This window comes from Streptomyces sp. NPDC048257, assembly GCF_043201855.1.
GTDB lineage: Bacteria > Actinomycetota > Actinomycetes > Streptomycetales > Streptomycetaceae > Streptomyces.
Genome location: NZ_JBICZI010000009.1, coordinates 85675 through 101443 on the forward strand (window position 1 = coordinate 85675; position 15769 = coordinate 101443).

A 15769-nucleotide genomic window follows, 5' to 3' on the forward strand; every position below is an offset into this window, starting at 1 on the left:
GCAGCAGACATGGACAGCAGCAGCACCAATCAGCGCCGTATGCGCTCCGGCGCGGTCGCCCTCGGCGGCATGGGCCTGCTCGCGGCCACGCTCGTGGCCTGCGGCAGCAGCGACGAACCGGACAAGCGCTGCGCCTCCCGCTCCACGTTGCAGCACCTGAACAACAAGGAGTGCAAGAGCGGCGGCACCGGCGCGTACTACTACGGCGGCCAGGTCAGCTCCGGCAAGGTCTCCGGCGGCAGCTTCGACAAGTCGGCCGTCACCCGCGGCGGCATCGGCGGCCACAAGAGCTCCGGCTCCAGCGGCGGCTGACCGGCACCATGGAGCGGCACACCATCGAGCCCCGTCCCGGCTGGCAGAAGACCGTCGAGGAGCAGGGGGTGATCTACCCCCTCACCCGCTACCCCGACGACTCCCTGCGCCCCTACTGGGACGAGAGCGCGTACTACTCCTTCTCGCTCCCCGAGGTCGAGGCCCTGGAGAACGTCGTCGAGGAGCTGCACGCCATGTGCCTGGCCGCGGCCGCGCACATCGTCGAGCACGACCGCTTCGCCGACCTCGGCATCACCGACCCGAAGCTGGCCGCAACGATCGCCGAGTCCTGGCGCCGCCGCGCCGAACAGCCCTCCCTCTACGGCCGTTTCGACCTGTGCTACGACGGCTCCGGCAGCCCGGCCAAGATGCTGGAGTACAACGCCGACACCCCCACCTCCCTCGTGGAGGCGGCCAGCCCGCAGTGGTTCTGGATGGAGGAGCGGTTCCCCGGCGCCGACCAGTGGAACTCCCTCCACGAGCGGCTCGTCGACGCCTGGCGGCGCCAGGCCGAGCTGCTCCCGCCCGGCCCGCTGCACTTCGCGCACTCCGAGACCGACGAGCTCGGCGAGGACCTGATGACGGTGGCCTACCTCCAGGAGACCGCCGAACAGGCCGGCCTGGACACCCAGGCCCTGTCCGTCGAGCAGATCGGCTGGGACGGCCTGTCCGGCCGGTTCGTGGACGAGAAGCTCCGCTTCATCCGCTCCTGCTTCAAGCTCTACCCGTGGGAGTGGCTGGCGACGGACGAGTTCGGCCCGCACGTACTGGGCACGTACGACCACGGCGGCGGCTCCGGCACCACCTGCTGGATCGAGCCGCTGTGGAAGATGCTGCTGTCCAACAAGGCGCTGCTCGCGATCCTGTGGGAGCTCTTCCCGGAGCACCCGAACCTGCTGCCCGCCTACCTCGACGGCCCGCGCGAACTGGCCGATCCCGGGTCCGCCGGCTACGTCGCCAAGCCCCTCCTCGGCCGTGAGGGCGCGGGGGTCACCCTGCACGAAGCGGGCGGGGACGGCGAGCCGTTCGTACCGGAGGAGGGGGAGCGGTACTGCTTCCAGGGCCTGGCCCCGCTGCCCGACTTCGACGGCAACCGGGTGGTGCTCGGCGCGTGGGTCGTCGAGGACGAGGCGGCGGGACTCGGCATCCGCGAATCGGCGGGGCCGGTCACGGACGAGTACGCCCGCTTCCTGCCCCACGTCATCCTCTAGGCCGTCTCTGGATCTAGGCGCCGAGCACAGAGCGGAGCTGGTCCAGGCCCCAGTCCAGGTCCTCCTTGCTGATCACCAGCGGCGGGGCGATCCGGATCGTCGACCCGTGGGTGTCCTTCACCAGCACCCCGAGCTCCATCAGCTTCTCGGAGATCTCCCGGCCCGTGCCCCGCGACGGGTCGATGTCGACGCCCGCCCACAGCCCCCGGCCGCGTACGGCGGTCACCGCACCCCCGCCCACCAGCAGGTTGAGCTCCCGGTGCAGGTGCTCGCCCAGCTCGGCGGCGCGCTGCTGGAACTCGCCGGTCCGGAGCATCGCCACGACCTCCAGGGCGACGGCGCACGCCAGCGGATTCCCGCCGAAGGTGGATCCGTGCTCGCCGGGCCGGAACACCCCGAGCACGTCCCGGTCGGCGACGACGGCCGACACCGGCACCACGCCGCCGCCGAGCGCCTTGCCCAGGATGTAGACGTCCGGGACGACCCCCTCGTGCTCGCACGCGAAGGTCCTGCCGGTCCGCCCCAGCCCCGACTGGATCTCGTCCGCCATGAAGAGGACGTTCCGCTCGCGGGTCAGCTCCCGTACGCCGCTCAGGTACCCGGCGGGCGGCACCAGCACCCCCGCCTCGCCCTGGATCGGCTCCAGCAGCACGGCCACGGTGTTCTCGGTGACGGCGTGGGCCAGCGCGGTGAGGTCCCCGTACGGGACGATCTCAAAGCCCGGTGTGTACGGGCCGAAGTGGTCGCGGGCTTCGTGGTCCGTGGAGAAGGAGACGATGGTCGTGGTCCGCCCGTGGAAGTTGTCGGCGGCGACCACGATCTTGGCGTGCCCGTCCGGGACGCCCTTGACCTCGTACCCCCACTTGCGGGCGGTCTTCACCGCCGTCTCCACGGCCTCCGCGCCCGTGTTCATGGGGAGCACCATCTCCTTGCCGCAGAGCGCGGCGAGCTCGGTGCAGAAATCGGCGAACCGGTCGTGGTGGAAGGCGCGCGAGGTGAGCGTGACCCGCTCCAGCTGGGCGCGGGCCGCGTCGATCAGACGGCGGTTGCCGTGCCCGAAGTTGAGGGCCGAGTACCCGGCGAGCATGTCGAGGTATCTGCGGCCCTCGACATCGGTCATCCACGCGCCTTCCGCGGACGCGACGACCAGGGGCAGCGGATGGTAGTTGTGCGCGCTGTGCGCGTCTGCGGCGCGGATGGCATCAGCAGTTGTCGACACGGGGTCTCCGATCGTCCGTCCGGCGGGGTGAAGCGCCGGGTGAAGCGGTGACGAGGGTGGCGTCACCTTCTTATCGTCGCTCGTATCCCGGACGCAGAAACATCGTTCGCGGCGCGCCCGCTAAGGTGTCCGGTACGCACGGCGACTGGCGTACGGAGAACCAACTCCGGGGGAGTCGTGCGCGCTCGACCGCATACAGGGCCGCTCGCCTGGGCCTCGCGGGGTACCGATCACATCGACCCCGGAGGAGCCCGCATGTCCGCGAGCCGCCATCCCGCCCTTCTCGCCACCGACCCCGAGCTGGCGTCGTTCGTCGCGGCGGAGGAAGTACTCCAGGCGCAGACCCTGCGCCTGATCCCCAGTGAGAACTACGTGTCCGCGGCCGTCCTCGAAGCCTCCGGCACCGTGCTGCAGAACAAGTACAGCGAGGGCTACCCCGGCCGCCGCTACTACGAGGGCCAGCAGAACATCGACCGCGTCGAGGCGCTGGCCGTCGAGCGCGCCAAGGGCCTGTTCGGGGTGGAGCACGCCAACGTGCAGCCGTACTCCGGCTCGCCGGCCAACCTGGCCGTGTACCTGGCCTTCGCGAAGCCGGGCGACACCGTGATGGGCATGGCCCTGCCGATGGGCGGGCACCTCACCCACGGCTGGGGCGTCTCGGCGACGGGCTCCTGGTTCCGGGGCGTCCAGTACGGCGTCCGGCAGGACACCGGGCTGATCGACTACGACGCGGTGCGCGAGCTGGCCCTCGCCGAGCGGCCCAAGCTGATCTTCTGCGGCGGTACCGCCCTGCCGCGGACCATCGACTTCGCCGCCTTCGCGGAGATCGCCCGGGAGGCGGGCTCGGTCCTGGTCGCGGACGTGGCCCACATCGCGGGCCTGATCGCGGGCGGCGCGCACCCGTCTCCGGCCGACCACGTCGACGTCGTCTCCACCACCACGCACAAGACCCTGCGCGGTCCGCGCGGCGCCATGCTGATGTGCCGGGAGGAGCACGCGAAGGCGATCGACAAGGCGGTCTTCCCGGGCCTCCAGGGCGGCCCGCACAACCAGACGACGGCAGGCATCGCGGTCGCCCTGCACGAGGCGGCCCAGCCCTCCTTCACGGCCTACGCGCACCAGGTCGTCGCCAATGCCAAGGCGCTGGCCGCGGCGCTGCTGGAGCGCGGCTTCGACCTGGTCTCGGGCGGTACGGACAACCACCTGATCCTGATCGACCTGACGGGCAAGGACGTCCCCGGCAAGATCGCGGCCAAGGCCCTGGACCGGGCGGGCATCGTCGTGAACTACAACACGGTGCCCTTCGACCCGCGCAAGCCGTTCGACCCGTCGGGCATCCGCATCGGCACCCCGTCGCTGACCTCGCGGGGCCTGTCCGCCGCGCACATGCCGCAGGTGGCCGACTGGATCTCGCGCGCGGTCGACGCCGCCGCGAAGGGCGACGAGCAGACCCTCGCCGCGATCCGGGCGGAGGTCACGGACCTGATGGCCGCCTTCCCGGCCCCAGGCCTGCCGCTGTCCTGACCTGCGGCCCGGTTTCCGGGGGCGCCGCCCCCGGAAACCCGCGCCTCGAACACCGGCGGGGCCGGATCTCGAGGGCCCGAGCCCGCCCCCGCACCTGAGAGAATGAGGACATGGCTTCTGATCGTCCTCGCGCGCTCTCCGGCATCCAGCCCACCTCCGGCTCGTTCCACCTCGGGAACTACCTCGGAGCCATCCGCCAGTACGTCGCCCTGCAGGAGACGCACGACGCCTTCTACATGGTGGTCGACCTGCACGCGATCACCATGCCGCAGGATCCGAAGGACCTGCGCGCGAACACCCGTCTGTCCGCCGCCCAGCTGCTGGCCGCCGGCCTGGACCCCGAGCGCTGCACGCTCTTCGTCCAGAGCCACGTGCCCGAGCACGCGCAGCTCGGCTGGGTCATGAACTGCATCACCGGCTTCGGCGAGGCCAGCCGGATGACCCAGTTCAAGGACAAGTCCGCCAAGCAGGGCGCCAACAGCGCCAGCGTCGGCCTGTTCACGTACCCGATCCTGCAGGTCGCCGACATCCTGCTGTACCAGGCGAACGCGGTCCCCGTCGGCGAGGACCAGCGCCAGCACATCGAGCTGACCCGCGACCTGGCGGAGCGCTTCAACCAGCGCTACGGCCGGACCTTCACCCTCCCCGCCGCGCACATCGTCAAGGAGGTCGCGAAGATCTACGACCTCCAGGACCCGGCGATCAAGATGTCGAAGTCCGCGTCGTCCCCCAAGGGCCTGATCAACCTCCTCGACGAGCCCAAGGTCACCGAGAAGAAGATCAAGAGCGCGGTCACCGACACCGAGGCCGAGATCCGCTTCGACTCCGAGAAGAAGCCCGGCGTCAGCAACCTGCTCACGATCTACTCCACCCTCACGGGCGAGACGATCGCCGAGCTGGAGACGAAGTACGAGGGCAAGGGCTACGGCGCGCTGAAGACCGACCTGGCCGGCGTGATGGTCGATTTCGTCACACCGTTCAAGAAGCGGACCCAGGAATACCTGGACGACCCCGAGACGCTGGACTCCCTCCTGGCCAAGGGCGCGGAGAAGGCCCGTACGGTCGCCGCGGAGACGCTCGCGCAGGCCTACGACCGCCTCGGTCTGCTGCCCGCCAAGCACTGACGAACGCAACTACGGACAGAGGGCCCTGGCACGAAGGGGGGTGCTGCCGCCACACTGGGGCGGCAGCAGTCCACAGAGACAAGCGGAGGAGAGATACGTGGGGACCGTAACGCTCGGCGTTTCGATCGCGGTCCCGGAGCCGTACGGCAGCCAGCTCCAGGAGCTGCGCGCGGGCTTCGGGGACGCCGCCGCGCACGGCATCCCCACGCACGTCACCCTCGTCCCGCCCACCGAGGTGGAGGCGGACCGGCTCCCCGCGATCAGGGCCCACCTGGTCGAGGTCGCGGCCGCCTTCCGGTCCTTCCGGATGCGCCTGGCCGGCACCGGAACCTTCCGCCCCCTCTCACCGGTCGTCTTCGTCAAGATCGCCGAGGGGGCCACGGGCTGCACCCGCCTCCAGAGCGAGGTCCGCGACCCCCACGGGCCGCTCGACCGCGAGCTCGCCTTCCCGTACCACCCGCACGTCACGGTCGCCCACGGGATCTCCGACGAGGCGATGGACCTGGCGTTCACGACCCTCGCCGACTACGCGGCCGAGTGGATCTGCGAGGGCTTCGCGCTCTACGAGCAGGGCTCGGACGGGGTCTGGCGCAAGCTCCGCGAGTACCCGTTCGGGAGCGGACCGGCCTGCGTCCCGGCGCAGGCGGGCTCACCGGCCGACCACGCGACCGGCGCGACCGGCGCGACCGGCGCCGCGGGGGCGACCGCAGCGCCGTCCTGACGCAGCGGGCGCACGGTCACGGCCAGGGGCCGGTGAAGCCGGGCGATGTGCCGGGCCCGGAATCTCAGACTTCGCAGGACCAGGGTGTGGAACGGGCGACCCGTAGGGCGCGTTTCGGAAAAAGTCACAATCGAGGACCGTAGCCGCCAGAACCGACAATCCCGGCTATTTCCGGCAGCTCAATTACGGTGATCCCATGGACTGGCTGACGAAACTCCCGGTGATCGGGCCGCTCGCGGCCCGGCTGATGCGGACGCACGCGTGGCGTTCGTACGAACGCCTCGACCGCGTGCACTGGACCCGCCTCGCCGCCGCGATCACCTTCATCAGCTTCCTCGCCCTCTTCCCGCTGATCACCGTGGCCGCCGCCGTCGGCGCGGCGCTGCTCAGCACGGAACAGCTGGACCGGCTGGAGAAGAACCTCTCCGACCAGGTCCCGGGCATCTCCGACCAGCTCGACATCGACGGACTCGTCGCCAACGCGGGCACGGTCGGGCTCGTCGCCGGCGCCATCCTGCTGTTCACCGGCATCGGCTGGGTGGGCTCCATGCGGGACTGCCTGCGCGCGGTCTGGGACAAGGACGACGAGGACGAGGGGAACCCTTTCGCCCGCAAGGGCAAGGACACGCTCGTCCTCCTCGGCCTCGGCGGGGTGGGCCTCGCCTCCGCCGCCGCCTCCATCCTCGGCGCCAGCGCCGTCGGGAAGTCCGCCGACTGGCTCGGCATCCCCCGCGAGGGCGCGGGCGGCGCGCTGCTGCGCTCCTTCGCCTTCCTCGTCGGCGTCGTCGCCGCCTTCCTGCTGCTGCTCTACGTCCTGACCCTGCTCCCGGGCGTCGAACCGCCGCGCGGCCGCCTGATCCAGGCGGCCCTCATCGGCGCGGCCGGCTTCGAACTGCTGAAGCTGCTGCTCAGCGGCTATATGCGGGAGGTCGCCGCGAAGAGCATGTACGGGGCCTTCGGCGTGCCGATCGCCCTGCTGCTCTGGATCAACTTCACGGCGAAACTGCTGCTGTTCGTCGCGTCCTGGACGGCGACGCGCGACGACGACGACGGGGCCGGCGACGGCGGAGGCCGCCCCGGCGGACGCCCCGGAGCCCTCCGGGGCCCGCTGAAACGCTCCCGGCCTGATCCGGCCCGATCGACAAGACACCCCTAGACCAGCTCCTCGCCCCGGCCGCGGCGGCCGCGGGGCCAGCGCCGGTTGACCACGAAGGCGCCGCCCGCCAGTACGGCCAGCACGCCGCCCGCGATGCCCAGCGCGGTGCCCACGCCGCCCGCGCCCTTGCCGGCCGCCGACGGGTTGTTCTCGTGCGACTGGGCCGGGGAACCGTGCGAGGAGGTGTCCTCGCTCTTCGGCGGCACCAGCTCACCCACCGGCTTGACCTTCCCGGCCGCCGCGAACCCCCAGTCGAAGAGCGCGGCGGTCTCCTCGTAGACCGAGTTCGCGCCGCCCGCGTCCGGGTTCATCACCGTGACCAGCAGCTTCCGGGCGCCCTGCTGCGCGGCGCCGGTGAAGGTGGAGCCGGCCATGGTGGTGTTGCCGTTCTTCACCCCCGCGATGCCCTTGTAGGGGGAGATGCCGCCCGCGCCGGTCATCAGCCGGTTGGTGTTCTGGATCTCGAAGTAGTCCCGCGGCTTCCCGGCCTCCTGCAGCCCGGGGAACTTCGCGCTCACCGTGCCGCAGTACTCCCTGAAGTCCTGCTTCTGCAGCCCGGAGCGGGCGATCAGCGTCAGGTCGTACGCGCTGGAGACCTGCTCCGGGGCGTCGTACCCGTCCGGGGACACCACGTGGGTGTCGAGGGCCTGGAGCTCCTCGGCGTGCGCCTGCATGTCCTTGACGGTCTTGTCGACCCCGCCGTTCATGGCCGAGAGCACGTGCACGGCGTCGTTCCCCGACCGCAGGAACACCCCGAGCCACAGGTCGTGGACGGAGTACTCGTGGTCCTCCTTGACCCCGACCAGGCTGCTGCCCTGGCCCACGCCCTCCATGTCCTTGTCGGTGACCTTGTGGACCTGCTCCTTGGGCAGGCCCGGCAGCACCGTGTCCGCGAAGAGCATCTTCATGGTCGAGGCCGGGGGCAGCCGCCAGTGCGCGTTGTGCGCGGCCAGCACCTCGCCGGACTCGGCGTCCGCCACGATCCACGACCGCCCGGTGAGGGTCGCCGGCAGCTGGGGCGCGCCCGGCAGCAGGTTCACCTGGGTCCCCGGCTGGCCGAGCAGGGACCCGCCGACCGTGGACATCGAGACGGGCGGCGCGGCCGCCGCCGGCACCTTGGGCGGCTGTCCCTTTCCATCGGCCGGAGGGGTCGGCGCGGCGTGTGCGGGAGCCGCCAGCAGGGCGGGGACCAGCAACGCGGCGGAAAGGACCGTCAGCGCGGTCGTCTTGGCGGACACGCAGGTGAAAGTACATCCCGATGAGCTGGATGGCGTCGCGGACCGGCCCATTCGCGGCAACCAACCCCGGGACAGCCCACCCCGGCGCGTCCGTCCTGGGGACCGATCCGATACTGAAGCCATGAAACTCAGCCGTACCGCCTCCTGGTTCCTGCTCGCCTTCGGAGTGTGGACCTGGTTCATCTGGGTGTCTTTCGTCCGGAACCTGTGGAAGAACGGCAGTGGCCTTGCCTTCGATGCGGCGGGCGATCCCACTTCCTACTTCTGGGTGCACCTGACGCTCGCGGTGACGTCCTTTCTCCTGGGGACGGTGGTCGGAGTGATCGGGTTGCTCGGGGTCCGGGCCCTGCGGCGGGAATCACGTGAGGGCGGTACGGGCGGTACGGACCGTGGCGCTTCGGAGGCCTCGGCATGACGATCCTGGTCTTCGCACTCGTCGCACTCGCCGTCTGCGCCCTGCTGGTCCTGGTCCACCGCTGGCTCTGGATCCGCCTGGTCCGTGACACCACCGCCCCCGGCGGCCTGCCCCGGCGCATCGGCACGGGCTCGATCATCGCCCTGCCCCTCCTTTCTGTCGCCGCGCTGACCACGGGCCGCGCGGGCGCCCCCTTCTGGCTCCAGCAGACGGTGGCCTGGCCCGGGTACCTCTGGCTCGCGGTACTCCTGTACCTGACCCTGACGATGCTGGTCGCGGAGCCGATCCGCGCGCTGTTGCTCCGCCGTCTGGCCCACCGCGACCCCTCCGGGGCGGTAGCCGACCGGCCCGAGCCCGTGGAGGTGCCCGCCGCGGCCGCTACCTCGGCGGTCACGGTCACCGCCGAGCAGCCCGTGGCGGACGACGGGCCGAGCCGCCGCCGGTTCGTCGCCCGGGCGGTCGGCGGGGCGGCCGCCGCCGTGGCCGTCGGTACGGTCGGGGCCGGTACGTACGGAGTCCTGCGCGGGCCCAGCGTGAAGCGGGTGCAGGTGCCCCTCGCCAAACTGCCCCGCGCGGCCCACGGTTTCCGGATCGCCGTCGTCAGCGACGTCCACCTCGGCCCGGTGCTCGGCCGCGCCCACACCCAGCGCATCGTCGACACCGTCAACCGCACCCAGCCCGACCTCATCGCCATCGTCGGCGACCTCGTCGACGGCAGCGTCCCCGACCTCGGGTCCGCCGCGGAGCCGCTGCGCCGGCTCGCCGCACGCCACGGCTCGTATTTCGTCACCGGCAACCACGAGTACTTCTCGGGCGCCCAGCAGTGGATCGACCACGTCCGCGAGCTGGGGCTGACCCCGCTGGAGAACGCCCGCCGCGAGCTGCCGCACTTCGACCTCGCCGGGGTCAACGACGTCCAGGGCGAGCTGGAGGGCAAGGGCCCCGACTTCGGGGCGGCCCTCGGCGACCGCGACCGGACCCGGACCGCCGTGCTCCTCGCGCACCAGCCCGTCGTCATCCACGACGCCGTCCGCCACGGCGTCGACCTCCAGCTCTCCGGGCACACCCACGGCGGCCAGCTCTGGCCCGGCAACTACCTCGCCGAGCTCGCCAACCCCACCGTGGCCGGTCTGGAGCGGTACGGCGACACCCAGCTCTACGTGTCCCGCGGGGCCGGAGCCTGGGGGCCGCCGGTGCGCGTGGGGGCGCCGTCCGACATCACGGTCGTCGAACTCGCCTCATATCAGGCCTGACCCGTCCCAAACGTCGAAGCCCCCTCGGAAACCGGCCTTCCGGCGGCTGATATTCCGTGATGGGATGACCGTTAATCGGACAGCGCAGCGCTGTCACCGGTCAAGGGGTGGGGTTCAGGGGATGCGGTCTGTCCGCTCGAAGACAATCGCGGCCGGGCTGGTCCTCGGCGTGGCCGGCATCGGTGCCTGGCAGTTGCTGCCCGAGGACGGCAACGGCCGCGGCGCCGTCCGGGTCGGCACGAGTGACGTCGTCTCCTCGCTCGACCCCGCCGGGGCGTACGACGCCGGCTCCTGGGCCCTGTTCAGCAACATCTACCAGTCGCTGCTGACCATCAAGCCCGGATCCGACGCCCCCGTGCCGGACGCCGCCGCCTCCTGCAACTTCGTGGGGCAGAAGCTCACCACCTACCAGTGCGAGCTCCGCCCCGACGTGAAGTTCGCGAGCGGCCGCGCCATCACCGCCGAGGACGTCAAGCACTCCTTCGACCGCATCAAGGCGATCAACTCCGACCAGGGGCCGGCCCCCCTCTTCAACACCCTGGAGTCGGTCAAGGCCGAGGGGCGCACGGTCACCTTCAACCTCTCCGCCCGCGACGCCACCTTCCCCTTCAAGATCGCGACGGGCGCCGCCTCGATCGTCGACAAGGACAAGTACCCGGCGAAGGCCCTGCGCGAGGACGGCAAGGCCGACGGCTCGGGCCCGTACACGCTGGGCGCGTACAAGGCCGGTACGAGCGTCGAGCTCAAGCCCTACAGCTCCTACAAGGGCCAGGGCAAGGCCGCCCACACGCCCGTCACCGTCAAGTACTTCAAGGACTCGCAGCAGCTCGACCGGGCCTGGAACGCCCACCAGATCGAGGTCGCCCACCGGGACATGCCGCCGTCCGTGCTCGCCGGCCTCAACCCGGGCATGAAGGACACCCGCTACCAGGCCTCCGGCGGCAGCGAGACCCGCTCCATCGTCTTCAACGTCCGCCCCGGCTCCACCGCCGCCCCGCTCGCCGTCCGCCAGGCCGTCGCCGCCGTGCTCGACCGCTCCAAGGTTGCCGGCGAGGTCCACCTGGGCACCGTCACCCCGCTGTACTCCCTGGTCCCGGCGGGCATCGCCGGCCACAGCACCCCGTTCTTCGACGCCTACCCGACGCCCAACGGGGCCACCGCCAAGAAGCTCTTCAAGGACGCCGGGATCACCGCCCCCGTCCACCTCAACCTCGGCGTGAACGTGCGCGGCGCGAACGTGCAGGAGGCCGAGGAGCTCAAGCGGCAGCTGGAGGCGACCGGCCTCTTCCAGCTGACGATCAAGCCGGTCGAGCAGTGGAGCGACTTCCAGAAGGGGTACGCGGCGGGCGAGTTCGACGCGTACACCATCGGCTGGATCGCGGACTTCCCGGACGCGGACAACTTCCTCGCCCCGCTCGTCGGCGCCGACTCGTCCATGAACAACGGCTTCTCCGACAAGCACGTCGACGAGCTGATCACCCGCACCCAGTCCCACTCGGAGCGGGGCGAGGCCGTCGACGAGTTCCGCGAGCTCCAGAAGCTGGTCGCCCAGCAGGCCCCGATGGTGCCGATCTGGCAGAAGAAGGACTACGTGATGTCCCGCGAGGGCGTCACCGGAGCCCAGTACCTGTCGGACGGCACCGGCGTCTGGCGCCTGTGGGAACTCGACTGGCTGTAGCGGGTGCCCCCGACGGTCACGCCGCGTCGGGGTCCGGGGCCGGGTCCGGGTCCGAGGCCCTGCGCCGGGCCCCCGCCGTGGCCGTCTGCGCCATGCCCGGCAGGAAGTCCGCGAACAGCTCGTGCACTTCCCGCACCAGCGGCCGCAGCACCCGGAACCGGGCCAGGACGATGCCCCGCGTCGTCAGCTGAGCGCCGCGCTCGGCGAGCCGCCGCGTCTTCTCGCTGTTCGGGGAGCGGTCGAAGACCCAGTACAGGACCAGACCCATCTGCGAGAGCCACATCAGCTCCGGCAGGACGTCGGCCAGTTCGGCCGGCACCTTGGTCTTCGCCCCCGCGAGCACCTCGCGGTGGATGTCGATCGCGGCCTGGCGCGCCGCCTCCGATTCCGGCGAGAACGGGCTGAGCGGACTTTCGGGGTCCGCCGCGTTCTTGAAGAACTGCGAGGCGAACTCGTGGTAGGGGGCGGCGATGTCCATCCAGCTCACCAGCACGCCCGCGAGCCGCTTCTGCAGATCGGTCTCGCTGTCCAGGATCGGCCGGACCGCGGCCTGGTGGGCGGCGCCGATCCGGTCGTAGAACCCCTGGACCAGGTGTTCCTTCGACTCGAAGTAGTAGTAGGCGTTGCCGACCGAGACGCCGGCCTCCTTCGCGATACCCCGCATCGTCGTCTTGTCGAAACCGCGCTCCTGGAAGAGACGGAGCGCGGTTTCGAGGATGAGCGTGCGGGTCTGCTCGCTCTTGGGAGCCTTCTGATCAGTCACGGTGGATGAGCCTATCCGGGGACGGAGCAGTGGTCGTCACAGGCCGGTACCTCGGCGCCCTCGGGGTGACCCTCGGTGCGCACGGCCTGCCGCCAGGCGGAGGCCGTGTACATGGCCGCCCGGGCGAAGGGCCGACCGGCGGCCGTGGCCAGCCAGTTGGCCTTCGGCCGGTGTTCGACCAGCGCCCACAGGCACACGATGAAGGCGTCGGTCCCCCTCCACACCTGCCCCGAGTCCCCGATGACGGTGATCTCGCGGAGCGTCGACGCGTGGTCGAGGCGCGGGAACCGCCGGTGCGCCTCCCAGGACGCGGCGGGGACCAGGGCGAGGGGGACCAGCCACCGCTGCGCGAGCAGCCAGTGCCGGATGTGTACGCAGAGCGGGCAGCCGGCGTCGTAGAGGACGGTGAGCTTCCGCACGGGCGCGATGGTGGTCGTCATGGCTCAGGCCCCGGCCGGCGCGGTCCACCCCTGGGGGGCGACGGGCGGGGTCTGCTGGCGCTCCATGATCCCGCGGCGGCGCATCTTGTTCAGCACCCACACGTTCCCGAGGTGCATGATCCCGAGGACCAGCAGGACGACGCCGAGCTTGACCGAGAGCGCCTCGAAGAGGCCGCGGGCGTTCACCACCTCCTCGCTCGACCGGAGGTAGAGGGTCACGAAGCCGATGTTCACGAGGTAGAACCCGACGACGAGGAGCTGGTTGACGGCGTCCGCGAGCTTCTCGTTCCCGTGCAGGACGTCGCCGATGAAGACGCGGCCGTTACGGCTGAGGGTACGGGCCACCCAGACCGTGAGGCTGATGCTGATGAGCAGGTAGATGACGTACGTGACGACGGTGAGGTCCATTGTCCCCAGCCCCTTTGAACGTGTTCAACTGCTGACAGGGATGACTGTAGGCCTCTTTTTGAACAAGTTCAAGCGAACGGTCGAGGGCAGCACGAAGCCCCCGGGAATCCGCGTACGGCGTACGGGTCCCCGGGGGCTCCTTCACGAGGGGCGGTGAGCCGCGGCATCCCGGGGCGGTGCGGCCGGCCGGTCTGCGTCAGGTGCGCGTCAGGAACTCCAGCATCAGGCGGGTGGTCTCCTCGGGGCGCTCCAGCGAGGGCAAGTGCCCCGCCCAGGGCAGTTCGACGTGTTCGGCGCCCGGGACCATCGTGGGGAGCTCGGCGGCGATGCGCCGGAAGTCCGGGTGGTCGTGCGCACCGCCTACGGCCAGGGTCGGGGCGGTGACCGTGGCCAGGTCGACGGGGGAGCCGGGGAGCTCGTGGCTCTCGGTGACGGCCAGGGCGATCTCGAAGTTCCGCTGCTGCATGGCCCGTACGAGCGCGTGGGCGTCGGCGTCGGCGTCCGGGCCGAGCCAGGTCCGGGCATTGAGCTCGGCGGCGCCGGTCAGGTCGCCCGCGTCCAGCAGGACGTCCTCCTCGGCGCCGAAGCTCCGTAGCTCCGCACTCGGTTCGTGGCCCGGCCGGCCGGGGCAGAGCAGGAGCAGCGACGAGACCCGCTCCGGATGCAGCGCGGCGACCTGCAGGGCGATCCGGCCACCGTACGAGCTCCCGACCAGAGAGGCCTGCCGCACGCCGAGGTGGTCCAGGAGGTCCCGCACGTCACCGTCGTCGCTGTACGGGGCCGTCCCGGCGGGAGAGTCCCCGCAGGTCCGGAAGTCCGGCCGGACCACCCGGAACCCGGCGTCGATCAGCGGCCGCCACTGCGACTCCCACATCCGCCGGTCGCATACGGAGGAGTGCAGCAGGACAACGACGGGGCCGTCTACGGGCCCGTCCACATCATGGTTGACGATCATCCGCTGATCTTCGCCGGACCTGTGTGGGGTCGCTACCGCGTTTTGGGGGCGGTGGCTTCGGGTGGGCGGGAGCCGGCCGGTCGGGATGGTGAGGTGGGTCGGGGGCTTCGGGTGGGCGGGAGCCAGTTGATCGGCATCACAGTCGCGTAGGGGGTTTCCCGTCAGTCTCATCGTCTCTCCGGTTCGTGCCGGTCCCTCAAGGGCGCTCGTTCCTCGCGTCGCTTCGCGATGGCCTTCGGCCACCCTTGACCGACCGTCCCGCCCCGGAAAGTCGAAGACTGTCGGGAAGCCCCCAAAAGAACGAGCCGGGCGGAGCCTTTAGGGACGGGGCGGTCGGAGATGCCGCGGCCCGGTCGGGCGCAAGGGGCACGACCGACAGGCGAGGCCCATCACCGGCACCGGGCGGGTTGGGGCGCGTCCAATCGCTACGCGCTCCTCACCTCTCAGCGTCCGACGACCGTCTTGGGCTGGGCATAGGCCGCCCACGACCTCGGTTCGGCGCGCGCTATGCGTCCGGCGACCGTCTGTGGCTGGGCATAGACCGCCCACGACCTCGGTTCGACGCTCGCCAGCGTCCGACGACCGTCTTGGGCTGGGCATAGACCGCCCACGCCTCCTGGGCGCTCTCTTCGATGGCGTCTGACGGCTGTCGGGGGTGGACGTAAGGCCGCCCACAGCCTCGGTTCGACGCTCGACGTGCGTCCGGCGACCGTCTGCGGCTGGGCATAGGCCGCCCACACCTCTTGGGTGCTCCTCGTGCGATGCGTCTGATGGCTGTCGGAGGGTGCGGGGCGTCATACGGCGGCTATGTCGAGGTGGGCTCGGGTCAGTGAGTGTGTGCGGCTCGGAAGGCTGACCGTTTACCCCAATTGCCCTTGTTTGGGTGTGGGTTTGTGGTGCCATCCTCGCGCTGACCCGGCTACACCTCGGCTGAGGCGAGGAATCAGCCGACCGCTCCTCTCAACGGCCTCTGGCGGCGGCCGGTCGCAGTCAAAGTGAGAGTGCTGAGGCTGTGGGCGGCCTATGACCAGCCACAGACGGTCGTCGGACGCGGGGAGTGGGAAGCGCCTAGGCGGTGGGCGGCCTATGTCCAGCCAGAGACGGGTCGCTGACGCTGGGACGTGGGGAGCGCGTAGCGATTGGACGCGCCCCACCGACCCGGCCGATGGCGGGCATGGGCCCCGCCTGTCGGACGTGCCCCTTTGCGCCCGACCGGGTCGGGCATTTCCGACCGCCCCGTCCCTGAAAAGAAGCACCCGGCTCGTTCTTTTGGGGGCTTCCCGACAGTCTTCGACTTTCCGGGGCGGGACGGTCGGTCAAGGGTGGCCGAAGGCCATCGCGAAGCGACGCGA

15 protein-coding genes and 1 riboswitch are annotated in these 15769 nt (G+C 70.9%); of the genes, 9 read left to right on the plus strand and 6 right to left on the minus strand.

What is annotated here, in order from left to right:
- Positions 1-9: 9 nt before the first annotated feature.
- Together ACGFZK_RS19710 and ACGFZK_RS19715 are read left to right on the plus strand one after the other, a co-directional pair.
- Positions 10-312 (plus strand): hypothetical protein, encoded by a 303-nt coding sequence (locus tag ACGFZK_RS19710; protein ID WP_393850148.1) that lies wholly within the window; start codon positions 10-12, stop codon positions 310-312.
- Positions 313-320: 8 nt separating this feature from the next.
- On the plus strand, positions 321-1523 hold the full coding sequence (locus tag ACGFZK_RS19715; protein WP_393850149.1) for a glutathionylspermidine synthase family protein: 1203 nt from the start codon (positions 321-323) through the stop codon (positions 1521-1523).
- A 13-nt stretch (positions 1524-1536) separates the two neighbouring features.
- On the opposite strand, the gene rocD is transcribed toward ACGFZK_RS19715, so the two are convergent.
- Positions 1537-2742, minus strand: a complete 1206-nt coding sequence (gene rocD, locus ACGFZK_RS19720; protein ID WP_393850150.1) for an ornithine--oxo-acid transaminase — start codon at positions 2740-2742, stop codon at positions 1537-1539.
- A 131-nt stretch (positions 2743-2873) separates the two neighbouring features.
- A riboswitch (ZMP/ZTP riboswitch) is annotated at positions 2874-2964 on the plus strand.
- Between the two features lie 33 nt (positions 2965-2997).
- On the opposite strand from rocD, the gene glyA reads away from it, so the two are divergent.
- The 4 genes from glyA (at position 2998) to ACGFZK_RS19740 (ending at position 7267) form a co-directional block, all read left to right on the plus strand.
- A complete protein-coding gene (gene glyA / locus ACGFZK_RS19725; protein WP_393850151.1) occupies positions 2998-4266 on the plus strand; it encodes a serine hydroxymethyltransferase in 1269 nt (422 codons plus the stop codon).
- A gap of 110 nt (positions 4267-4376) precedes the next feature.
- The gene (gene trpS / locus ACGFZK_RS19730; RefSeq protein ID WP_393850152.1) at positions 4377-5390 is read left to right on the plus strand and encodes a tryptophan--tRNA ligase; all 1014 of its coding nucleotides are present in this window, start codon (positions 4377-4379) and stop codon (positions 5388-5390) included.
- Between the two features lie 97 nt (positions 5391-5487).
- Positions 5488-6111 carry a 2'-5' RNA ligase family protein gene (locus ACGFZK_RS19735; RefSeq protein WP_393850153.1) on the plus strand — a complete coding sequence of 208 codons (624 nt, stop codon included), beginning with the start codon at positions 5488-5490 and terminating at the stop codon, positions 6109-6111.
- A 196-nt stretch (positions 6112-6307) separates the two neighbouring features.
- A complete protein-coding gene (locus tag ACGFZK_RS19740; RefSeq protein WP_393850154.1) occupies positions 6308-7267 on the plus strand; it encodes a YihY/virulence factor BrkB family protein in 960 nt (319 codons plus the stop codon).
- Here the strand turns inward: ACGFZK_RS19740 and ACGFZK_RS19745 are convergent.
- A complete protein-coding gene (locus ACGFZK_RS19745) occupies positions 7264-8505 on the minus strand; it encodes a D-alanyl-D-alanine carboxypeptidase family protein (RefSeq protein WP_393850155.1) in 1242 nt (413 codons plus the stop codon). The genes ACGFZK_RS19740 and ACGFZK_RS19745 overlap by 4 nt on opposite strands.
- Before the next feature lie 121 nt (positions 8506-8626).
- On the opposite strand from ACGFZK_RS19745, the gene ACGFZK_RS19750 reads away from it, so the two are divergent.
- From ACGFZK_RS19750 to ACGFZK_RS19760, 3 genes are all read left to right on the plus strand, one after another.
- Positions 8627-8920, plus strand: coding sequence for an SCO4848 family membrane protein (locus ACGFZK_RS19750; protein WP_393850156.1), 294 nt, complete (start codon positions 8627-8629; stop codon positions 8918-8920).
- On the plus strand, positions 8917-10173 hold the full coding sequence (locus tag ACGFZK_RS19755; RefSeq protein ID WP_393850157.1) for a metallophosphoesterase: 1257 nt from the start codon (positions 8917-8919) through the stop codon (positions 10171-10173). The genes ACGFZK_RS19750 and ACGFZK_RS19755 overlap by 4 nt, the downstream gene beginning before the upstream one ends.
- 121 nt (positions 10174-10294) lie before the next feature.
- Positions 10295-11851: an ABC transporter substrate-binding protein gene (locus ACGFZK_RS19760; protein ID WP_393850158.1), complete on the plus strand. Its 1557-nt coding sequence runs from the start codon at positions 10295-10297 to the stop codon at positions 11849-11851.
- A gap of 16 nt (positions 11852-11867) precedes the next feature.
- Here ACGFZK_RS19760 and ACGFZK_RS19765 read toward each other — a convergent pair whose 3' ends face one another.
- From ACGFZK_RS19765 to ACGFZK_RS19780, 4 genes are all read right to left on the minus strand, one after another.
- The gene (locus ACGFZK_RS19765) at positions 11868-12614 is read right to left on the minus strand and encodes a TetR family transcriptional regulator (RefSeq protein WP_393850159.1); all 747 of its coding nucleotides are present in this window, start codon (positions 12612-12614) and stop codon (positions 11868-11870) included.
- 11 nt (positions 12615-12625) lie between these two features.
- Entirely contained in the window at positions 12626-13054 is a 429-nt protein-coding gene (locus tag ACGFZK_RS19770; RefSeq protein WP_393850160.1) for a thiol-disulfide oxidoreductase DCC family protein, read from the minus strand.
- 3 nt (positions 13055-13057) lie between these two features.
- Positions 13058-13462 (minus strand): hypothetical protein, encoded by a 405-nt coding sequence (locus ACGFZK_RS19775; protein WP_393850161.1) that lies wholly within the window; start codon positions 13460-13462, stop codon positions 13058-13060.
- A 196-nt stretch (positions 13463-13658) separates the two neighbouring features.
- Positions 13659-14417, minus strand: a complete 759-nt coding sequence (locus ACGFZK_RS19780; RefSeq protein WP_393850162.1) for an alpha/beta fold hydrolase — start codon at positions 14415-14417, stop codon at positions 13659-13661.
- Positions 14418-15769 lie beyond the last annotated feature (1352 nt).